At 57.2% G+C, this 18154-nt stretch carries 19 protein-coding genes and 1 riboswitch; of the genes, 7 read left to right on the top strand and 12 right to left on the bottom strand.

Going from position 1 to position 18154, the window contains the following annotated elements; translation table 11 throughout:
- Window positions 1–101 precede the first annotated feature (101 nt).
- The 4 genes from pmrB to yvcK form a co-directional block, all read right to left on the bottom strand.
- Window positions 102–1193 (bottom strand): two-component system sensor histidine kinase PmrB, encoded by a 1092-nt coding sequence (gene pmrB / locus AC236I_RS17040; protein WP_004859767.1) that lies wholly within the window; start codon window positions 1191–1193, stop codon window positions 102–104.
- Window positions 1194–1197: 4 nt separating this feature from the next.
- On the bottom strand, window positions 1198–1869 hold the full coding sequence (gene pmrA, locus AC236I_RS17035) for a two-component system response regulator PmrA (protein WP_004859768.1): 672 nt from the start codon (window positions 1867–1869) through the stop codon (window positions 1198–1200).
- Window positions 1866–3512 carry a phosphoethanolamine transferase EptA gene (gene eptA / locus AC236I_RS17030; RefSeq protein ID WP_487608557.1) on the bottom strand — a complete coding sequence of 549 codons (1647 nt, stop codon included), beginning with the start codon at window positions 3510–3512 and terminating at the stop codon, window positions 1866–1868. The genes pmrA and eptA overlap by 4 nt, the downstream gene beginning before the upstream one ends.
- A gap of 118 nt (window positions 3513–3630) precedes the next feature.
- Window positions 3631–4536, bottom strand: coding sequence for a uridine diphosphate-N-acetylglucosamine-binding protein YvcK (yvcK, locus tag AC236I_RS17025; protein WP_004859770.1), 906 nt, complete (start codon window positions 4534–4536; stop codon window positions 3631–3633).
- A gap of 209 nt (window positions 4537–4745) precedes the next feature.
- A riboswitch (molybdenum cofactor riboswitch) is annotated at window positions 4746–4884 on the top strand.
- Here yvcK and moaA point away from each other — a divergent pair.
- From moaA to AC236I_RS16995, 6 genes are all read left to right on the top strand, one after another.
- Window positions 4872–5861 carry a GTP 3',8-cyclase MoaA gene (gene moaA, locus AC236I_RS17020; protein ID WP_487608556.1) on the top strand — a complete coding sequence of 330 codons (990 nt, stop codon included), beginning with the start codon at window positions 4872–4874 and terminating at the stop codon, window positions 5859–5861. (Overlaps the previous riboswitch by 13 nt.)
- 22 nt (window positions 5862–5883) lie before the next feature.
- Window positions 5884–6396, top strand: coding sequence for a molybdenum cofactor biosynthesis protein B (moaB, locus tag AC236I_RS17015; RefSeq protein ID WP_004859772.1), 513 nt, complete (start codon window positions 5884–5886; stop codon window positions 6394–6396).
- Window positions 6397–6399: 3 nt separating this feature from the next.
- Window positions 6400–6888 carry a cyclic pyranopterin monophosphate synthase MoaC gene (moaC, locus tag AC236I_RS17010; RefSeq protein ID WP_015584850.1) on the top strand — a complete coding sequence of 163 codons (489 nt, stop codon included), beginning with the start codon at window positions 6400–6402 and terminating at the stop codon, window positions 6886–6888.
- The gene (gene moaD / locus AC236I_RS17005; RefSeq protein ID WP_048024123.1) at window positions 6881–7129 is read left to right on the top strand and encodes a molybdopterin synthase sulfur carrier subunit; all 249 of its coding nucleotides are present in this window, start codon (window positions 6881–6883) and stop codon (window positions 7127–7129) included. Before moaC ends, moaD begins: the two co-directional genes overlap by 8 nt.
- Window positions 7130–7582, top strand: a complete 453-nt coding sequence (gene moaE / locus AC236I_RS17000) for a molybdopterin synthase catalytic subunit MoaE (protein WP_004859775.1) — start codon at window positions 7130–7132, stop codon at window positions 7580–7582.
- A 45-nt stretch (window positions 7583–7627) separates the two neighbouring features.
- A complete protein-coding gene (locus AC236I_RS16995; protein ID WP_004859776.1) occupies window positions 7628–8332 on the top strand; it encodes a Bax inhibitor-1/YccA family protein in 705 nt (234 codons plus the stop codon).
- A gap of 59 nt (window positions 8333–8391) precedes the next feature.
- Here AC236I_RS16995 and AC236I_RS16990 read toward each other — a convergent pair whose 3' ends face one another.
- From AC236I_RS16990 to AC236I_RS16980, 3 genes are read right to left on the bottom strand one after another with little or no spacing between them, the layout of a single operon-like run.
- Complete coding sequence (locus AC236I_RS16990) at window positions 8392–9357, bottom strand: lysylphosphatidylglycerol synthase domain-containing protein (RefSeq protein ID WP_004859777.1); 966 nt, start codon at window positions 9355–9357, stop codon at window positions 8392–8394.
- The gene (clsB, locus tag AC236I_RS16985) at window positions 9357–10601 is read right to left on the bottom strand and encodes a cardiolipin synthase ClsB (protein WP_004859778.1); all 1245 of its coding nucleotides are present in this window, start codon (window positions 10599–10601) and stop codon (window positions 9357–9359) included. Before clsB ends, AC236I_RS16990 begins: the two co-directional genes overlap by 1 nt.
- Complete coding sequence (locus AC236I_RS16980; protein ID WP_004859779.1) at window positions 10598–11356, bottom strand: endonuclease/exonuclease/phosphatase family protein; 759 nt, start codon at window positions 11354–11356, stop codon at window positions 10598–10600. Before AC236I_RS16980 ends, clsB begins: the two co-directional genes overlap by 4 nt.
- A 131-nt stretch (window positions 11357–11487) precedes the next feature.
- Here AC236I_RS16980 and AC236I_RS16975 point away from each other — a divergent pair, with 131 nt between their 5' ends.
- The gene (locus AC236I_RS16975; RefSeq protein WP_015584848.1) at window positions 11488–11925 is read left to right on the top strand and encodes a YbhQ family protein; all 438 of its coding nucleotides are present in this window, start codon (window positions 11488–11490) and stop codon (window positions 11923–11925) included.
- A gap of 328 nt (window positions 11926–12253) precedes the next feature.
- Here AC236I_RS16975 and AC236I_RS16970 read toward each other — a convergent pair whose 3' ends face one another.
- The 5 genes from AC236I_RS16970 to cecR form a co-directional block, all read right to left on the bottom strand.
- Window positions 12254–13360, bottom strand: coding sequence for an ABC transporter permease (locus AC236I_RS16970; protein ID WP_004859781.1), 1107 nt, complete (start codon window positions 13358–13360; stop codon window positions 12254–12256).
- Window positions 13361–13459: 99 nt separating this feature from the next.
- Entirely contained in the window at window positions 13460–14593 is a 1134-nt protein-coding gene (locus tag AC236I_RS16965; RefSeq protein WP_004859782.1) for an ABC transporter permease, read from the bottom strand.
- Window positions 14583–16322, bottom strand: coding sequence for an ATP-binding cassette domain-containing protein (locus tag AC236I_RS16960; protein ID WP_438304001.1), 1740 nt, complete (start codon window positions 16320–16322; stop codon window positions 14583–14585). The genes AC236I_RS16965 and AC236I_RS16960 overlap by 11 nt, the downstream gene beginning before the upstream one ends.
- The gene (gene hlyD / locus AC236I_RS16955; RefSeq protein ID WP_162661523.1) at window positions 16315–17310 is read right to left on the bottom strand and encodes a secretion protein HlyD; all 996 of its coding nucleotides are present in this window, start codon (window positions 17308–17310) and stop codon (window positions 16315–16317) included. Before hlyD ends, AC236I_RS16960 begins: the two co-directional genes overlap by 8 nt.
- The gene (gene cecR / locus AC236I_RS16950; protein WP_004859787.1) at window positions 17307–17984 is read right to left on the bottom strand and encodes a transcriptional regulator CecR; all 678 of its coding nucleotides are present in this window, start codon (window positions 17982–17984) and stop codon (window positions 17307–17309) included. The genes hlyD and cecR overlap by 4 nt, the downstream gene beginning before the upstream one ends.
- Window positions 17985–18154 lie beyond the last annotated feature (170 nt).

The raw sequence follows: 18154 nt of genomic DNA, 5'->3' as shown, positions 1-18154 counted from the left end.
GAGGATAGTGTCATGCAAAAATTAACCTTCCGTGAGTCTCTGGCCCTTACCTGTGCGTTTGTTGTGGTTGTCGCTTTTGTCCATCAGTGGGTGCTGACGTTCTAACGCGAAGGCTTAGGAAACTGAATCCAGCCTCGAACGCCGGGGCCAGGCTGGCGGTTATGTAAGAAAAACTGGGCATCGTGCAGCTGAACGATGCGCGTCACAATACTTAATCCCAGGCCAATTCCCCCGTAGCGGCTGTCCATACGGACAAATGCTTTACTCAGCTCGCCGCTTTTCGCTTCATCAATCCCCGGACCTTCATCTTCCACGGCCATAACCGGCGTTGTACCGGCCTGTATGGCGATTTTTATCTTCGACCCTGCCGGGCTATAGCGATGCGCATTCTCCACCAGATTGCGCAGCACAACGCGCAGCAGCGTGGCATCACCGGAGACAACAACATCTTTGGCATCATCCCCCTCGGGGAGGGCGAGCGCCAGCGTCTGCTGGCGCTGTTCCAGCATGCTCTCCAGCTCACCGCGAATCGGTTCGACCACATCCTCTTTCAGCAGCACGCGCTGGTAGCTCCCGGCGGAAAATGACTGCCCGACGCGCGCCAGCTGCAGCAGCTGTGAGATGCTGTTGGTCATCTGATCCAGACGCTGGATCAGCTGACCCACCTCCACGTGGTGCACTTTCGCCATCAGTTCGAGATGCAGACGCAGTCCCGCCAGCGGGGTACGCAGCTCGTGCGCGACGTCAGCGGTGAACAGGCGTTCGCGATCGAGGGTTAAGTTAAGGCGAGAAACCAGCTGGTTAATCGCTGTCGTCACCGCCGTCACTTCCGGAACCGACTCCGTCAGCGTAATCGGCTGCAGGTTATCCGGCGTACGGCTCTCCAGCTCAGTTTGCAGATTCGACAGCGGTCGGGTGATTTTTCTCACCGCCACCAGACTGATATACAGCGCCAGACCGACGATCAGCAGGCTGGGTATTAACAGACTCGCGACCGCCTCGCGCACTTCGTGTTCAACGTGCTTTTGGTTGTTATGCCCTTCGATGGCGCTCGCCACCAGCAGCTGAATCTGCTCTTTGCTTTCGTGCCATAACCAGAAAACGCTGATCAGCTGACAGACCACCAGAATAGTGCCGATCGTCAGCAGCAGACGGTGACGCATGGTCCAGGTTTCACTTGCGAACAGTGCCATGGCGTTATTCCGTTCCTGAATTGTTCACCAGCATATAGCCAAACCCCCTGACGGTACGAATACGGGCTTTACCCACTTTTTCGCGCAGGTTATGGATATGAACCTCCAGCGTATTGGTGGCGGGTTCATTGTCCCAGCTGTAGATATCGTTGTAGAGAATTTCACGGTGTACCGGGCTACCCGCTTTCATCATCAGGCGAGAGAGCAGGGCGTACTCTTTCGGCGTCAGGTCCAGCGCCTCGCCGCCCAGCCACACCAGGCGACGAGTCATGTTCAGCCGCAGGTTGCCCACGGCCATTTCGTTGTCGCCCTGGTTATTATGGCGGCGGAGCAGCGCGCGGATGCGGGCGTTCAGCTCTTCCAGGGCGAAAGGTTTCACCAGATAGTCATCCGCGCCGGTGTCGAGACCGCTGATGCGATCTTCAACGGTATCGCGGGCGGTCAGGATCAGCACCGGCTGGCTGAATTTTTCCCGACGCATGCGCATCAGGAAGTGCAGGCCATCTTCATCCGGCAGGCCGAGATCGAGTACGATCAGGCTGTAATGGTTGCTGGCGAGGGACAGGGCGGCCTCGTGAGCAGTGGCGACGCCATCACAGACGTATCCCTCGCTTTGCATTGCCAGGATCAGGCCTTGTAACAGGAGTGCGTCGTCTTCAATGACTAAGATTTTCATCTGGCGGTCTCGCTTCTGCACGGCGTTAAAATATCATCGATTGCCTGGTACTCGTGGGTATCGACCCCAAGGAGTCCGAGCAGGGTAGAAAACAGATTATCCTGAGAATAAGGGTCTGTTTTAGCTCTTTGTTGCAGACACTGGCTGGAAACGCCATAGCGCTGTTGGTAATCCTCGGACAACCAGAGCAGCATCGGCACATGTTTTTGCGTTTCCGGGGCGATTGACCACGGCAGGCCGTGTAAATAGACGCCATTTTCCCCCAGCGACTCACCGTGATCGGAGAGGTAAACGAGGCTGGTGGTGAATTTATCCTGCTTTGACTGCAATAATTTTATCGCTTTATCAACTATATAGTCGATATACAGAATTGTATTATCGTAGGTATTCGTCAGCTGCTGCTGGGTGCAGCTCTGGATTTCGTTGGTATCGCAGGTTGGGGTGAATTTTTTGAATTCAGCAGGGTAGCGATTGTAATACGTCGGACCGTGGCTACCGATGGTGTGCAGCACGATAATCCCGTCCTGCTGCAGATTATCGATGTAGCTCTCCAGATTATGGAACAACACTTCATCGTAACATTCGCCATCGATGCACTGGCCGGTCAGGTTCAGGTCGGTCACGTTCTGATGCGGGACGCGATCGCAGGCGCCCTTACAGCCGCCGTCGTTGTCGTTCCACAGCACCCGAATGCCAGCGCGTTGCAGGATGTCGAGAACGCCTTCCTGATGGTGGGCCAGCTCTTCATCGTAATGCGCCCGCGGCATATTGGAGAACATGCAGGGTACCGACACCGCGGTCGCCGTGCCGCAGGAGGTGGTATTCGCAAAGTAGATGACATCGTCTTGTTTGAGTCGCGGGTTGGTCTCGCGTTCGTAGCCGCCCAGTGAGAAATTCTGCGCGCGCGACGTCTCTCCCAGCACCAGAATGGTCAGGTTTTTGCGCGGGCCGCTGTGCATTTCGGGTTTTTGCACGGCATCTTCGCCAATGTTTACCAGCGGCAGGTTGTCCATCTTGTTGTGCGCATACCACGAGTTGATGGCAACGATGCTATTGGAGGGACTCAGGGATTTCACCAGCTCTTTATTGTTGCGAAAGACCGAGGCGTAATCTTTATAAAACAGCGCAGCGACCAGAACGATCAGCAGGGCCGATACGAGGATATTCAGCAGACGTACCGCGATGCTGCGCCACACTGTTTTGGCTTTACTGATTTTTATCCACCAGGCGAGGGCGACCATCAGAACACCGGACAGTCCCAGCGTCAGCACCATCTTACCGGACATCAGGGCGAAGCTTTCCGCCGGCGTGGTATCCAGAATGTTGGTAATCATGGCGCGGTCAATGACGACGCCGAAGGTCCAGATAAAATACTGGGCCGAGGCGCTCAGCAGAATAAACAGGCTAATAACGAGGCGGTCGAGCTTGAGGAAGGAGGCGAGCGTGGTGAGAATATTCATCACGCTGAAGGCAACCACCGGCATGCTGAGGAACACCAGCCAGTTGTGCAGGCTGTTTACCGGCAGCAGAGTGAACACCTGACGATAGAACGCGAGATTGAGCAGCAGCCCGACATAGAGGGCAAAAATAATCAGATAAACCGTACGGCTCATGACCGGCCGACGTAAAGTGAATAACGACATAGCAACAATCCTGGGACTAAGATAGTTGCCATGGTGCCACCTTTATTTTAAGACAACCTTAATATTTTAATATAAAGGTCTGGCGCGTCGTTACCCGCGCCTTCTCGCCTCCAGCGGGTTAACCTAAGGTCTGGATCGCTTTTTCCAGCGCGTTACGTAACAGCACCCGGTCGTGGCGATAGGGAACATCCGCGGCATCCAGCGGCGTCTGCACGATCGCCCGGTTTTCCAGACCGGTCGTATCGGTTTTCGGCCCAACAACGATGGCATCGATCACCCGCTTGCCAATATAGTGCTCCATAATCCCGACCCTGTCCGCCAGCGTCAGATTCGCCGCTGGGCTGTGTTCTTTGCCGAGATTGTCGATAAAAACCATTGTCGCCGGCGTTCGGCGCAGCGCCTGCGCCATCTCATCGAGCAGCAGAATCGGCAGCAGGCTGGTATAGAAACTTCCGGGGCCAATCAGGATTAAATCGGCTTCTGCGATAGCCTCTACCGCTTCGCGGGTCGCCGGCACCGGCGGGGAGAGCATCAGTTCCTTCGGCACGCGGGGCAGCTGGTCGATATTGACTTCGCCGTAGACTTCATGGCCTTCATGGTCAATGGCCATCAGATCTACCGGTTGTTCCGACATCGGGATCAGGAATGCGTCCACTTTTAGCAGATTTCTGATTAAATTGATCGCCTCTAAAGGCCGCACGCTCAGGTGATCCAGGGCCTTTAACATCAGATTTCCGAGGTTATGCCCGGAAAGTTCGCCATTACCGGAGAAACGGTACTCAAACATCGCCGAAGCAATGCTGGGTTCAGCGATCAGCTGGTTAAGACAGTTGCGCATATCGCCCCAGGCAATGCCGCCTTCGGAACGGCGAATCCGCCCCGTGGAGCCGCCGTTATCGGTAGTCGTGACGATCCCGGTAAGACGTGATCCGAGCGATGAGAGTGATGACATCACCCGGCCCAGACCGTGCCCTCCGCCAAGTGCCACGACGCGATCCAGATCGGCGAACGTACGAGTGCGCATACACATTCCTTATCTCAATTAAACGGGCTCACAGTAACCGATCTACCCCTAAAAGACGATGCCCGGATCCTGACAAAATGACCGATATCAATGCAAAAGCCTGGTTTTTAGCTATTCTGTATCGAAAATGCACGATCGTGTCGATATATACATAATTATATAACGAAAGTGAGAATGGCGAAACTGCCGTTTCCGCGCTACTATCGGCATAAACCAGTTAACACTCTAGCCTCTGTGCCTGTGTCGCAAGATATGGTGCTTTGGCCGTGACAGCCTCGCTTGTCACCAGGGCGTGGGAAGAAATGACCGCGTCTCCCGTACTTGGAAAGGTGTATATGGCTTCACAGCTTACCGATGCATTTGCGCGTAAGTTTTATTACTTGCGCCTGTCAATTACCGATGTGTGTAACTTTCGTTGCACCTACTGCCTGCCGGATGGTTACAAACCCGGCGCGGTCACCAACAAAGGCTTTCTCAGCGTTGATGAAGTACGTCGCGTCACGCGCGCTTTCTCTGCGCTCGGCACCGAGAAGGTGCGGCTGACCGGCGGCGAACCCTCTTTGCGCCGCGACTTTGCCGATATCATCGCCACTGTACGTGAAAACAGCGCGATTCGCCAGATTGCGGTCACCACCAATGGCTATCGTCTGGCGCGCGACGTCAGCCGGTGGCGTGATGCCGGGCTGACGGCGATTAACGTCAGCGTTGACAGCCTCGACGCGCGCCAGTTTCACGCCATTACCGGGCAGGATAAATTTCACCAGGTCATGGACGGCATTGATGCCGCCTTTGCCGCCGGTTTTGAGAAGGTCAAGGTCAATACCGTGCTGATGCGCGATGTGAACCATCATCAGCTCGACACCTTCCTCGCGTGGATCCAACCCCGACGCATTCAGCTGCGCTTCATCGAGCTGATGGAGACCGGCGAGGGCAGCGATCTGTTCCGACGTCACCATATTTCCGGCATGGTGCTGCGCGATGAGCTGCTGCGTCGCGGCTGGATTCACCAAATCAGCCAACGCAGCGACGGCCCGGCCCAGGTCTTTTGTCACCCGGATTACGCCGGGGAAATTGGCTTAATCATGCCGTACGAGAAAGATTTCTGCGCCAGCTGCAACCGTCTCCGCGTCTCCTCCGTAGGCAAGCTGCATCTGTGTCTGTTCGGCGACGGCGGCGTGGATCTGCGCGACCTGCTTGTCGAGGACCAGCAGCAGGCGGCGCTGGAAGCGCGCATCTCCGAAGCATTAACCCATAAAAAGCAAACCCATTTCCTGCATCAGGGCAACACCGGTATTACGCAAAACCTGTCGTATATTGGCGGATAATTCATTCTAAAGGAGCGAACAGATGAGTCAGGCCAGCGCTGAGTTTAACCCGACCCGTATTGCTATTCTCACCGTTTCCAGCCGACGTGGCGAAGAGGATGATACCTCCGGCCACTGGCTGCGTGACGCGGCGCAGGAGGCGGGCCACCGTATTGTCGATAAGGCGATTGTTAAAGAGAACCGCTATGACATCCGCGCCCGGGTCTCGGCGTGGATAGCCAGCGATGATGTGCAGGTGGTGCTCATCACCGGTGGAACCGGGTTTACCGACGGGGATCAGGCGCCGGAGGCGCTGCGACCGCTGTTTGACCGTGAAGTCGAAGGGTTTGGTGAAGTTTTCCGCATGCTTTCCTTCGAAGAAATCGGCACATCGACGCTGCAATCCCGCGCCATTGCCGGCATGGCGAATCGCACGCTGATTTTTGCCATGCCGGGCTCAACCAAAGCCTGCCGCACCGCGTGGGAAAATATCATTGCTCCGCAGCTGGATGCCCGTACGCGCCCATGTAACTTTATCTCTCATCTTAAGAAATAAACGATGTCACAACTCACCCATATTAACGCCGCCGGCGAGGCGCACATGGTAGACGTTTCTGCCAAGGCCGAGACGGTACGCGAAGCCCGGGCTGAAGCCTATGTTGAAATGCGGCCGGAGACGCTGGCGATGATCATCGACGGCAGTCACCATAAAGGCGATGTCTTCGCCACCGCCCGCATTGCCGGTATCCAGGCGGCAAAACGCACCTGGGAGCTGATCCCACTGTGTCATCCGCTGATGCTGAGTAAAGTCGAGGTCAATTTGCAGGCCCAGCCGGAACACAACCGGGTGCGCATCGAGTCGCTGTGCCGTCTGACCGGCAAAACCGGCGTGGAGATGGAAGCGCTGACCGCTGCTTCCGTGGCGGCGCTGACGATTTACGATATGTGCAAAGCGGTGCAAAAAGATATGGTGATTGGTCCGCTGCGTCTGCTGGCGAAAAGCGGCGGCAAATCCGGGGATTTCAAGGCGGACGAGACTCATGATTAAGGTTCTGTTTTTTGCCCAGGTGCGCGAACTGGTTGGCACTGAATCCCTGACCCTTGAGGTCGATGCGCAGTCGACGGTCGAAACCGTACGGCGTCAGCTCGCCGGCCGCAGCGAACGTTGGGCGCTGGCGCTGGAAGAGGGCAAGCTGCTGGCGGCGGTAAACCAGACGCTGTCCCCCTTTGACCATCCGCTGGTGGCCGGCGACGAAGTGGCGTTCTTTCCGCCGGTTACGGGAGGTTAAATGACGCAGACTCGTATTATCGTCAGCCACGATCGTTTTTGCGTCGGCGACGAATATCCGTGGTTGGCCGAGCGCGATGAAGACGGCGCGGTGGTCACTTTTACCGGAAAAGTACGTAATCATAATCTCGGGGATAGCGTGAAGGCGCTGACCCTCGAACACTACCCGGGAATGACGGAAAAATCGCTGGCGGAAATCGTTGAGCTGGCGCGGGAACGCTGGCCGCTCGGCCGGGTGACGGTGATTCACCGCATCGGCGAAATGTGGCCAGGCGAAGAGATTGTATTCGTTGGCGTGACCAGCGCGCACCGCAGCAGCGCTTTTGCCGCCGGGGAGTTCATTATGGATTACCTGAAAACCCGCGCACCGTTCTGGAAGCGGGAAGCGACACCGGAAGGCGAACGTTGGGTGGATGCACGCGATAGCGATCGCCAGGCGGCAGAGCGCTGGTAGTGTGGTACGCTTAGTAAGAGAAAACGTGTTAATCAGGAGACAGTCATGGACAGATTCCCTCGTTCAGATTCCATTATTCAGGCACGCAGTGGCCTGCAAACCTATATGGCCCAGGTTTACGGCTGGATGACGGTCGGGCTGCTGTTGACGGCATTCATTGCCTGGTTTGCCGCCAATACGCCGGCGGTCATGATGTTCGTCTTTTCCAGCAAAATAACCTTTTTTGGTTTGATTATCGCCCAGCTGGCGCTGGTATTCGTGCTTTCCGGGATGGTGCAGCGCCTGAGCGCTGGGATGGCGACCACGCTGTTTATGCTCTATTCGGCGCTGACCGGACTGACGCTATCCAGCATCTTCCTCGTCTATACCTATTCGTCGATTGCCAGTACCTTTGTGGTCAGCGGCGGGATGTTTGGGATAATGAGCCTTTATGGCTATACCACTAAGCGCGATCTCAGCGGTTTCGGCAACATGCTGTTTATGGCCTTAATTGGTATTGTCCTGGCTTCGCTGGTCAACTTCTGGCTGAAGAGTGAAGCGCTGATGTGGGCGATTACCTATATCGGGGTGATTGTGTTCGTCGGCCTGACCGCTTATGACACGCAGAAACTGAAAAACATCGGCGAGCAGATCGATACGCGAGACACCTCCACGCTGCGTAAGTACTCCATTCTTGGCGCGCTGACGCTGTATCTGGACTTTATCAACCTGTTCCTGATGCTGCTGCGTATTTTCGGCAACCGTCGTTAACGCCTTGCTCCCCGGACTGCACCTGGCCCGGGGAGCGCCGATTATCCCCGCCATCTCACCTATCCGTCCGCCAGCTTACGCTGATTCCTTTCGCGTAATGTTTTCGCCCGACTCTCCAGCAGCAGATAGCCGACGGTGGCGATAAGCAGCGGCAAAAAGTAATACAGCGCGCGCCAGGCCAGCAGGGCGGCAATAATCGCCCCGCGGCTAATCGACTCGGCGGAAAGCATGGCGATAAAAACGGCTTCCAGCACGCCGATCCCGGCTGGAATATGCACAATGACGCCGGCAATACTGCTGACCAGCAGCACGCCCAGGACGAGGAAATAATCGACCTGCTGCGCCATCAGCAGCCAGATAATCGCGCCCATCACCATCCAGTTTGCCACCGAAAGCGCCATCTGCAGCAGAGCGAACCGCCATGAAGGCAGCACCAGCCGTTGGCCTTTAATCGTCAGATGGCGCCGACGGGCAAAGGCGCAGGCCCACAGATAAAGCGCGCTCATCGCCAGCAGTCCGCCCCCGATGAGCCGCAGCGTGTCCTGACTGATATACCAGTGCGCCGGTAGCGCCACCAGATTTGCGGTGAAAATCACGCCGCCCAGCAGAATAAACCCCAGCCAGTTGGTGGTGATGCTCAACGAGAAAATACGGGTAATGGTCCCGCCGCTCAAACCGAGGCGCGAATAGAGGCGGTAGCGCATACCGATACCGCCAACCCAGGTGCTGAGGGTCAGATTAAAGGCGTAGCAGATAAACGACACCAGCATCACCTGCCGTTTAGCCAGTTTATGTCCGCACCATGCGCGCCCCAGCAGATCGTAGCAGCCATAAATCAGGTAGCTCGCTATCGTCAGCCCCACCGCGCCGAGCAGGGCGGTGCGATCATAGTGGCGAATCACCTTCCACACCGCCGGCCAGTCCACTTTTTGCGCATAAACCACCAGCAGGGCCGTTACGGCGAGGAAGAAAATGACGGTAAAGATCTTTTTCGCCATCCGCCTGCGAGGGTGTGATTTTGCCATCAGGGTTTCACCTCCTGATTCGTCGCATCCAGCCGATCCTGAGTTTCAATTTCTGGCTGCACCGGCGGGCGGACCCGCGCCAGATGCGGCGTATGGGCAGGCAGCCAGCCTATCCACGCCGGGAAGTGACGGAGAAAGTGGAAGGCCAGCACGCTGGTACCCACATTCCACCAGCTGCGCTTTGGCAGCATCGACTTGTCCACTTGCTTACAGTCCTCGGCGATCAGTCCGTTAAGGTTGTCGCGCAAGGTCTGATTAAACTGGCGATCGTGGATAATCAGGTTAGCTTCCAGATTTAATGACAGGCTCAGCGGGTCAAGATTGCTCGATCCGACGGTGGCCCAATGGTCGTCGGCGAGAGCAACTTTGCCGTGCAGCGGTCGGCGGCGATACTCAAAAATCTGTACGCCGCCGTTGACCAGATAGCGATACAGCAGGCGGGCGCCGACTTTAACAATAGGAATATCCGGCTCGCCCTGCACGATCAGCTTAACCCGCACGCCGCGGCGGGCGGCGTTACGCATCGCATGCAGCAGCCGGTAGCCGGGGAAAAAGTAGGCGTTGGCAATGATCACTTCCCGGCGGGCGTTAGCCAGCATCTTGAGATAATGGCGTTCAATATCATCGCGATGTTCTTGATTATCCCGCCAGACAAACAGCGCCTGCGCCTCCCCGGGGTTGCGGTTGATCGCCGGCTGGTGGCGACGCCTGAGCCACCAGCGGCGCGTCTCTTCGCTGGCCGGAAGATTTTCCAGCTCAAACTGCAGGATATCCTGCACCACCGGCCCCTCCACCTGAACGGCATAATCCTGTTTTGCCTCCGGGCCATAGTCGGTCATGTGCTCGGCGGAGTAATTGATGCCCCCGACGAAGGCCGTCGTCTCATCGATCACCACAATTTTGCGGTGCATGCGGCGAAACAGATTGGTTCGCATGCCGAACAGACGCGGGCGCGGATCGTAGTAGCGAAAAATCACGCCGGCGGCACTCAGCTCATTCACGAAACGCTCACTCAGGTCGGGGGAACCGTAGCCGTCGAGCAGCACTTCGACCCGTATCCCGCGGCGTGCGGCTTTTAACAGCACGGCGTGCAGCTGCCAGCCCACGTCATCTTCAAACCAGATAAACGTTTCGAGGATCACTTTCCGCTGCGCGCGGGCGATGGCGGCAAACAGTGCCGGATAGTAGTTATCGCCGTTCTCCAGGAGCTGGATGCGGTTTCCTTCCTGCCAGCTGCATTTCATAGATGAATCTCCACGCTCAGCGGGGCATGATCAGAGAGGTGACGCCAGGGTCGAAGTGGCAACGCCGTTGGGTGGCTGGCATGCGCATTTTTCACGTAGATCCGATCAAGGCGCAGGAGCGGAAGACGCGCAGGAAAGGTTCTCGCCGGGCGGCCATGGGCGCGGGTAAAGATCTCCTCCAGCCCGGCCTGCGCCTTTAGCACCCGGTTGGCCTGCTGGCGCCAGTCATTAAAATCGCCGGCCACCACCACCGGCTGCTGGGCGGGCAGGTCGTTGACCCGCCTGGCGAGCATCGCCAGCTGGGCCGATCGCTGCCGCGCGCTCAGGCCGAGGTGCACACAAATCAGATGTAGCGCCGCGCTTTGCGGCGGAACGATTCGGCAGTAGAGCAGACCGCGCTTTTCGCTGTTGCCAACGGAGATATCGATATTTTCATTATATTCAATAGGAAAGCGAGAGAGTACGGCGTTGCCGTGATGGCCTTCCGGGTAGACTGCGTTGCGTCCATAGGCGTATTCGCTCCACAGGGTATCGGCAAGAAACTCATAATGGCTGCGGTCCGGCCAGTTTTCGATCTGCAGCGAATGAATCTCATGCGCCCCGGTGACCTCCTGCAGACAGACGATGTCGGCGCTGACGCTGCGAATGGCGTCGCGCAGTGCCGGCAACATGAAGCGTCGATTAAACGTCGTAAAGCCTTTATGGATGTTAATTGTCAGCACGTTTAACGAAAATCTGCACGTTTGCTCAGACATATTTCCCCGGTCAATGTCACTTTCCTGAATGAAATAGTGTAGTAGGTGTCACAAAAAGATGCGGTGTTCCGGAATTTTCCGTAAAGTGCGGTACTCTGAGTTACAGATAAAGATCCTTCAGGAGAGAAGCCATGAAGTGGCAACAACGTGTACGCGTCGCAACTGGCCTCAGTTGCTGGCAGATTATGTTGCATCTACTGGTCGTGGCAGTACTGGTGATGGGTTGGATGAGTGGCGCGCTGGTTCGCGTCGGATTAGGGCTGTGCGTACTGTACGGCGTTACGTTACTGTCGATGCTGTTTTTACAGCGTCACCACGAAGCACGCTGGCGCGATGTCGGTGATTTCCTTGAGGAACTCACCACCACCTGGTACTTTGGCGTAGCGGTTATCGTGCTGTGGCTGCTGTCACGCGTGCTGCATAACAATCTGCTGCTGGCCGTCGCCGGGGTGGCGATTCTGGCGGGTCCGGCAGTGGTGTCACTGCTGGCGAAAGACAAGAACCGTTACCCGAAAGCCTTCGGGTTGCAGCAAGGCGGTAACGCTGCCAATCCCCAGAAGCACAGATAGCTGTGCGAACGGACCGACGGGGCGAGGCCCTGGACGGACCGGGTAATCAGGCCAACGCCGAGGCAGGCTGAACGATAGCAAGGATCCCCTAAAGCGTTCGGACTGCATCAAGGCGGCGACGCGACGAATCCCCGGGAGCATAGATAGCTATGTGACCGGGGTGAGTAAGGAAGTCAACGCCGAGGCAGGCTGAACGATAGCAAGGATCCCCTAAAGCGTTCGGACTGCATCAAGGCGGCGACGCGACGAATCCCCGGGAGCATAGATAGCTATGTGACCGGGGTGAGTAAGGAAGCCAACGCCGAGGCAGCCTGAACGATGACGGGGATCAGGCGATCTTTCTGCGGAACATCGCATATGCCGCTGAACCCGTTGTGGCCGCTATGACCAGTAGCGGCCACAAACTTCCCCAAACAATCTCCAGACTCGCATCCTTCAAATAAATCTGCTTGGTGATGTCAGTAAAGTGACGAATCGGGTTTATCCATGTCACGTCCTGCAGCCACTGCGGCATATTCTCAACCGGCGAGACGTAGCCGGAGAGCAGGATCGCCGGCATCATAAAGACGAAAACGCCGATGAAAGCCTGCTGCTGGGTTGAGCATAAAGACGAAATCAGCAGACCAAATCCCACCAGCGACAGACCGTAAATGACCATCGTAAAGTAAAACAGCAGCAGCGAACCGGCGAAGGGGATTTGATACGCCCAGATGCCAATAGCCAGCACGATGCTCGCCTGCAGCGTGGCGACAATCAGCGCCGGGACCGCTTTGCCGACGAAAATTTGCCAGGTGGCCAGCGGCGAAACCAGCAGCTGATCGAGCGTGCCTTGCTCCCGCTCGCGGGCCACCGAGAGAGAGGTGACGATCATCACCCCGATGGTGGTGATCATCGCGATCAGCGATGGAACCACAAACCACTTGTAATCGAGATTCGGGTTATACCAGTTGCGCACGATCAGCTCGCTGTTGTTCGGCTTCGCTTTCCCTTCCAGCAGCTCCTGCTGATAGTTTTTGACGATCTGCTGGAGGTAGTTGGCGGCGATTTGCGCGCTGTTCGAGTTGCGTCCGTCCAGTAAGAGCTGGAGCGGCGCGGGCTGGTTGGTGTCGAGATTGCGCGAGAAGTCCGCCGGGAAGCGGATCAGCAACAGCGCTTTTTGTTCATCAATCGTCGGGCGGATCTCCTGCGGGCTCTTGAGGAGCATCACATGAGTGAAGGCCTTAGCCCGGGCGAAACGCTGGGTCAGTTCTACCGCGTGACGGCCATTGTCTTCGTTGTAGATGGCGATGGTCGCGTTGGTCACTTCCAGCGTTGCGGCGAAGGGAAACAGCAGCACCTGAATCAGAACCGGCATAATCAAAATGGCGCGCGTTTGCGGTTCGCGCAGCAGCGATTGCAGCTCTTTACGAATCAAGGTCCATAAGCGATGAAACATAGTACTTTCCTCATGTCAGGTGGCGCGGCGCATACCCGACCAACAGGGTCCGCAGGCGCGGTAAGCATAGCGCCACCGGGCAAAATACGAGCGCCAGGCTTAATCCAACCGACGTTTGGTTTTCAGCCAGGTCAGGCCGATAAACATCACCGCCGAGGCAATTAAAAACAGCGTGTTCACCAGCAGTACCACCGGAATATTACCGGCGAGAAACAGGCTTTGCAGCGTGCTGACGAAATAGCGCGCCGGGATGACGTAGGTCACCGCGCGGATCACCGCCGGCATACTGTCGATCTGGAAAATAAACCCGGAGAGCATAATGGAGGGCAGAAAGGCGGCGTTCAGAGCGACCTGCGCGGCGTTAAACTGATTGCGGGTGATGGTCGAAATGAGCAGCCCCATCCCGAGGGTGCTGAGCAAAAACAGGCTGGTTATCAAGAACAGAACCACCAGCGAACCGCGAAACGGCACGCCGAGGATGAACACCGCCACCAGCATGCACAGCAGCATCGCCAGCATGCCGAGGAAATAGTAGGGAATCAGCTTACACAGCAGCAGCTCCGCACGGGTGATTTCCGTCGACAGCAGCGCCTCCATGGTCCCGCGCTCCCATTCGCGGGCCACCACCAGCGAGGTCAGAATCGCGCCGACCACCGTCATAATGATGGTAATGGCGCCGGGAATAATAAAGTGCTGGCTGATGGCCGCGGGGTTAAACCAGTAGCGCATCTGTACATCAATCAGCGGTTCGAAGGTTTCCCCGCGATCTTCCGCGCGCTGCTGCTGCCAGATTTGCCAGATGCCCTCTACGTAGCCCTGGGCAAAGTTGGCGGTATTGGGTTCGCTACCGTCGGTAATCAGCTGGATGGGAGCATCATCGCCGGGGCGCGCCATCTTCTGGTCGAAATCCACCGGGATGACCACCAGCCCACGAATGCGCCCGGCCTGCATCATCTCAATCAGCTGCTGGCGATTGTCGCTGACGGTGGCGTCAATATAGGGTGAGCCGGTCATGGCGTGGACGAAATCCAGCGCCTCTTCGCTTTGTTGCTCCAGCAGTACGCCGACTTTGAGCTTGCTGGAGTCGAGATTGATCCCGTAGCCGAAGATAAACAGCAGCAGCAGCGGAATGACCACCGCAATCAGCCAGCTGCTGGGGTCGCGGACGATCTGCCGCGTCTCTTTGACGCACAGGGCGCGCACGCGACGCCATGAGAGAATTTTAGCGCTCACCGGCATTCTCCTTATCCCAGTCGTGAATCAGGGTGATAAAGGCCTGCTCCATCGTCGGATCGGGCTGTTGATCATTTGCCGCCAGCGCTTTGAGCGCATCCGGCGTACCGCTGGCGATCAGCTTGCCGTGATACACCAGACCAATACGATCGCAATATTCCGCCTCATCCATAAAGTGGGTCGTCACCATCACCGTCACCCCTTTATCCACCATGCTATTAATATGCAGCCAGAACTCGCGGCGGGTAATCGGGTCGACGCCGGATGTCGGCTCATCGAGAAACAGAATATCGGGTTCATGCATCAGCGAGCAGGCCAGCGCCAGACGCTGCTTGTACCCCAGCGGCAGCTCATCGGCCGCATGGCTGGCGATGCTTTTCAGACCAAAAGCATCGCTCATCCGGGCGATTTTCTCGTTCTGGACCCGACCACGCAGGCCATAAACGCCCGAGAAGAAGCGCAGGTTTTGTTCAACGGTCAGGTTGCCGTACAGCGAAAACTTCTGCGCCATGTAGCCGAGATGCTGGCGTGCTTTCCCGGAACTGACTTTCAGGTCCATTCCCAGAACCAGCGCCTTGCCGGAGGTCGGCACCAGCAGGCCGCACATCATTTTAAAGGTGGTGGATTTACCGGCGCCGTTGGGGCCAAGCAGGCCGAAAATTTCCCCGCGTTTGACGCGAAAATCAACGTGGTCGGTGGCGGCGAAGTCGCCGAATTTTTTGGTCAGACTCTGCGCTTCAATCACCGTTTCGTCGGCCGTGCCCTCTACGCGGTGGATAATTTCGCCCAGCGGCGATTCCGCGGTCGCGGCACCGCCCAGCAGATCGATGAATGCATCTTCAAAACGCGGTGCGGTTTCGGCAATCTCCAGCGTCGGCATGTTAGCGCTGCGCTGCACCTCCGCAATGGTGGCCTCTTTTTTCAGGATCAGGCGTACCGATTTCCCCTGAATGACGCCATCGCTGATCTGCGGCAGCTTCAGCGCTCGTTGCAGGAGGCGACGGTTATTTTCCTCGCGGCTGGAGACGAGGAAACTGCGGCCGGCCATGGTTTGGGTCAACGCTTTTGGCTCACCCTGATAAAGCAGCTGGCCTTCATTCATCAGCAGGACGTCGCGGCACTGTTCGGCTTCATCAAGGTAGGAGGTGCTCCAGAGGATCAGCATCCCGTCGCCGGCCAGTTCGTGCACCATTTGCCATAGTTCACGGCGGGATATAGGGTCAACCCCGACCCCCGGCTCATCGAGCAGCAGGACTTTTGGCTCGCCCACCAGGGTGCAGGCGAGGCCCAGTTTCTGCTTCATCCCACCGGAAAGTTTCCCCGCCAGGCGTTCGGTAAAGGGGCCGAGGGAGGTAAATTCCAGCAGACGAGCGAAGGTTTTCCTGCGCGTCTCGCCGGTAACGCTGCGCAGGTCGGCATACAGCGTGAGGTTTTCCATGACCGTCAGGTCTTCGTACAGGCCGAATTTTTGCGGCATATAGCCGAGCACCGCGTGCAGCGCGCTATCGTCGGTAATCGGGTCGAAACCGATCACCCTGGCGGTGCCGTCATCGGCCTTCAGTAGCCCGGCGAGCATGCGCATCAAGGTGGTTTTCCCGGCGCCGTCAGGGCCGACCAGACCGGTGACATAGCCGGCGCGGATGGTAGAGTTGAGCGGCGCAACGGCGGGCCGATCCATGCCGGTGAAGCGGCGGGTGAGCCCGTTGAGCGTGATAACGTCCTCACTCATGTCTGTTCCCGCTGCTGAAGGTGACGGTTACCGGCATCCCCTGGCGCAGCGAATCATCCGCATCGGTGACGACAATACGCAGGCGATAGACGAGGTCAGTTCGTAAATCTGGCGTCTCTACGGTCTTCGGCGTGAATTCGGCGCTCGGCGACACAAAGCCAATCTTGCCGTGCCAGGGTTGATTCGGGCGACTATCGGTATAGAGCAGCACTTCGCGTCCGGGTACCGCCTGGCCGAGATTTTTTTCATCAATGTAGGCACGGACCCATACCGGGTGAGTCAGCGACAGCGTCATAACCGTGCCGCCGGCGCTGAGCATGCTGCCCGGTTCGACGGCGCGGGTCATCAGCGTGCCGTCGGACGGGGCGATCAGCGTGGTATCGTGCAGGTCGAGTTTAGCCTGCGCCAGGGCCGCCTGCGCCTGTTCAAGGCTGGCTTTGGCCTGGGCGATTTCCTGCGGGCGGTTGCCGGCGCGATACTGGCGCAACTTGTCCTGCGCGGACTTCAGCGTCGCCTGAGCCTGGTCGCGGGAGGAGCGCGCGTTTTCCAAATCGTTAACCGAGATGGCGCTGTTCTGACGCAGCCCCAGCTGACGCTGGTAAAAGTTCTGCGCGTAATCGTACGCGGCCTGCGCCTGTTTGACGGCGGCGGCGGCCTGGGCTATCTCTTCCGCCCGGTAGCCGGCCATCATCAGGTCATACTGCGCCTGAGCCGTGGAGACATTCGCCTGGGCCTGTTGTAAGGCGTTCTCATACGGGGCGCGATCCAGCTGGCCTAGTATTTGCCCGGCCTGAATCTTATCGCCCTCATCAACGTTCAGTGAGGCCAGTCGTCCGCCGACGCGGAAGCTCATGTTCACGGTGCGAATATCGACGTTGCCATACAGGGTCAGCTCCCTTTGCTGGCTGCTTTGATACCACCACCAGCCGCCGCCGAATGCGGCAATCAGCAGCAGTATGAACAGAACGATGATGACGGGTTTTTTCATGATCCCAGGCTCCTTTGCGATAACCCTTGCAGAACGAAATCAATATGGCAGGCGATAACCTGATAAATTTGCTCAGTTTTTTCTTCGTCGAACTGCGTCCATCCGGTGCGCAGCAAAATGGTTTCCCGCCCAAGGCGGAAGGCGAGAATCTCTCCCAGCAGCGCGTGGGTGTGCAGAATCATTGCCGTGTCATCGGCATCAAGGCCGGTAAATGCGGCGATCAAACGGGTCAGGTAGCGATGGAGCGGCGCAATTACCTGACCGTGGATGAGCTGGTAGGCCGGGGTAGGGGAAAGCTGCTCGCGGGAGATGAATTTGCTCAAATTGACCGTGTCATCCTGGGTCAGCAGCAAAATCATATTCTGACAGGCGCGCAGAATCAGTACCCGAATCTCCGCCTTATCCGGCGAAGGTGTCGCCAGCAGCGTTTCCGCCGCTTCGGCATGCGGACGAAAATTATGGCTGATAAAATCGGCAATCCACTGGGCGCAGGCGAGATAGAGATCGTCCTTGGAACCAAAATAGTAGGGGATCGCCGCGATATTTTGCCCGGCCTGCGCGGCAATATCGCGGGTGGTTGCGTGCAGGCCGTATTCGCCGAACTGGGCGATGGCTGCGGCAATGAGCTGGCTTTTGGCTTGTTCACCTTTGGTTGTCACAGGAGTCGTCGTCATCGCACTATAAAAAATTAATCAATCGATTGATTAAGAGTATGACCAATTCGCGTCACTGTCCAGAATAGTGGATACTCTCTTTTGCGTATTTCGCATCACTCTTTGCAAGCGGCGGGTGACGAGGATTATCCGGCGCAGCGGCCCCGAGGGGATATTTATGCGCTGCGTCA

This window comes from Klebsiella sp. Sb-30, assembly GCF_057652795.1.
Note: the sequence above shows the minus strand (reverse complement) of the source record. Positions and strands in the feature narration are given on the sequence as shown.

Bases quoted from the DNA above. Each gene is read 5' to 3' on its own strand.
- pmrB (WP_004859767.1), bottom strand. From the start codon at position 1,193: ATGGCACTGTTCGCAAGTGAAACCTGGACCATGCGTCACCGTCTGCTG.
- pmrA (WP_004859768.1), bottom strand. From the start codon at position 1,869: ATGAAAATCTTAGTCATTGAAGACGACGCACTCCTGTTACAAGGCCTG.
- eptA (WP_487608557.1), bottom strand. From the start codon at position 3,512: ATGTCGTTATTCACTTTACGTCGGCCGGTCATGAGCCGTACGGTTTAT.
- yvcK (WP_004859770.1), bottom strand. From the start codon at position 4,536: ATGCGCACTCGTACGTTCGCCGATCTGGATCGCGTCGTGGCACTTGGC.
- moaA (WP_487608556.1), top strand. From the start codon at position 4,872: ATGGCTTCACAGCTTACCGATGCATTTGCGCGTAAGTTTTATTACTTG.
- moaB (WP_004859772.1), top strand. From the start codon at position 5,884: ATGAGTCAGGCCAGCGCTGAGTTTAACCCGACCCGTATTGCTATTCTC.
- moaC (WP_015584850.1), top strand. From the start codon at position 6,400: ATGTCACAACTCACCCATATTAACGCCGCCGGCGAGGCGCACATGGTA.
- moaD (WP_048024123.1), top strand. From the start codon at position 6,881: ATGATTAAGGTTCTGTTTTTTGCCCAGGTGCGCGAACTGGTTGGCACT.
- moaE (WP_004859775.1), top strand. From the start codon at position 7,130: ATGACGCAGACTCGTATTATCGTCAGCCACGATCGTTTTTGCGTCGGC.
- AC236I_RS16995 (WP_004859776.1), top strand. From the start codon at position 7,628: ATGGACAGATTCCCTCGTTCAGATTCCATTATTCAGGCACGCAGTGGC.
- AC236I_RS16990 (WP_004859777.1), bottom strand. From the start codon at position 9,357: ATGGCAAAATCACACCCTCGCAGGCGGATGGCGAAAAAGATCTTTACC.
- clsB (WP_004859778.1), bottom strand. From the start codon at position 10,601: ATGAAATGCAGCTGGCAGGAAGGAAACCGCATCCAGCTCCTGGAGAAC.
- AC236I_RS16980 (WP_004859779.1), bottom strand. From the start codon at position 11,356: ATGTCTGAGCAAACGTGCAGATTTTCGTTAAACGTGCTGACAATTAAC.
- AC236I_RS16975 (WP_015584848.1), top strand. From the start codon at position 11,488: ATGAAGTGGCAACAACGTGTACGCGTCGCAACTGGCCTCAGTTGCTGG.
- AC236I_RS16970 (WP_004859781.1), bottom strand. From the start codon at position 13,360: ATGTTTCATCGCTTATGGACCTTGATTCGTAAAGAGCTGCAATCGCTG.
- AC236I_RS16960 (WP_438304001.1), bottom strand. From the start codon at position 16,322: ATGAGTGAGGACGTTATCACGCTCAACGGGCTCACCCGCCGCTTCACC.
- hlyD (WP_162661523.1), bottom strand. From the start codon at position 17,310: ATGAAAAAACCCGTCATCATCGTTCTGTTCATACTGCTGCTGATTGCC.
- cecR (WP_004859787.1), bottom strand. From the start codon at position 17,984: ATGACGACGACTCCTGTGACAACCAAAGGTGAACAAGCCAAAAGCCAG.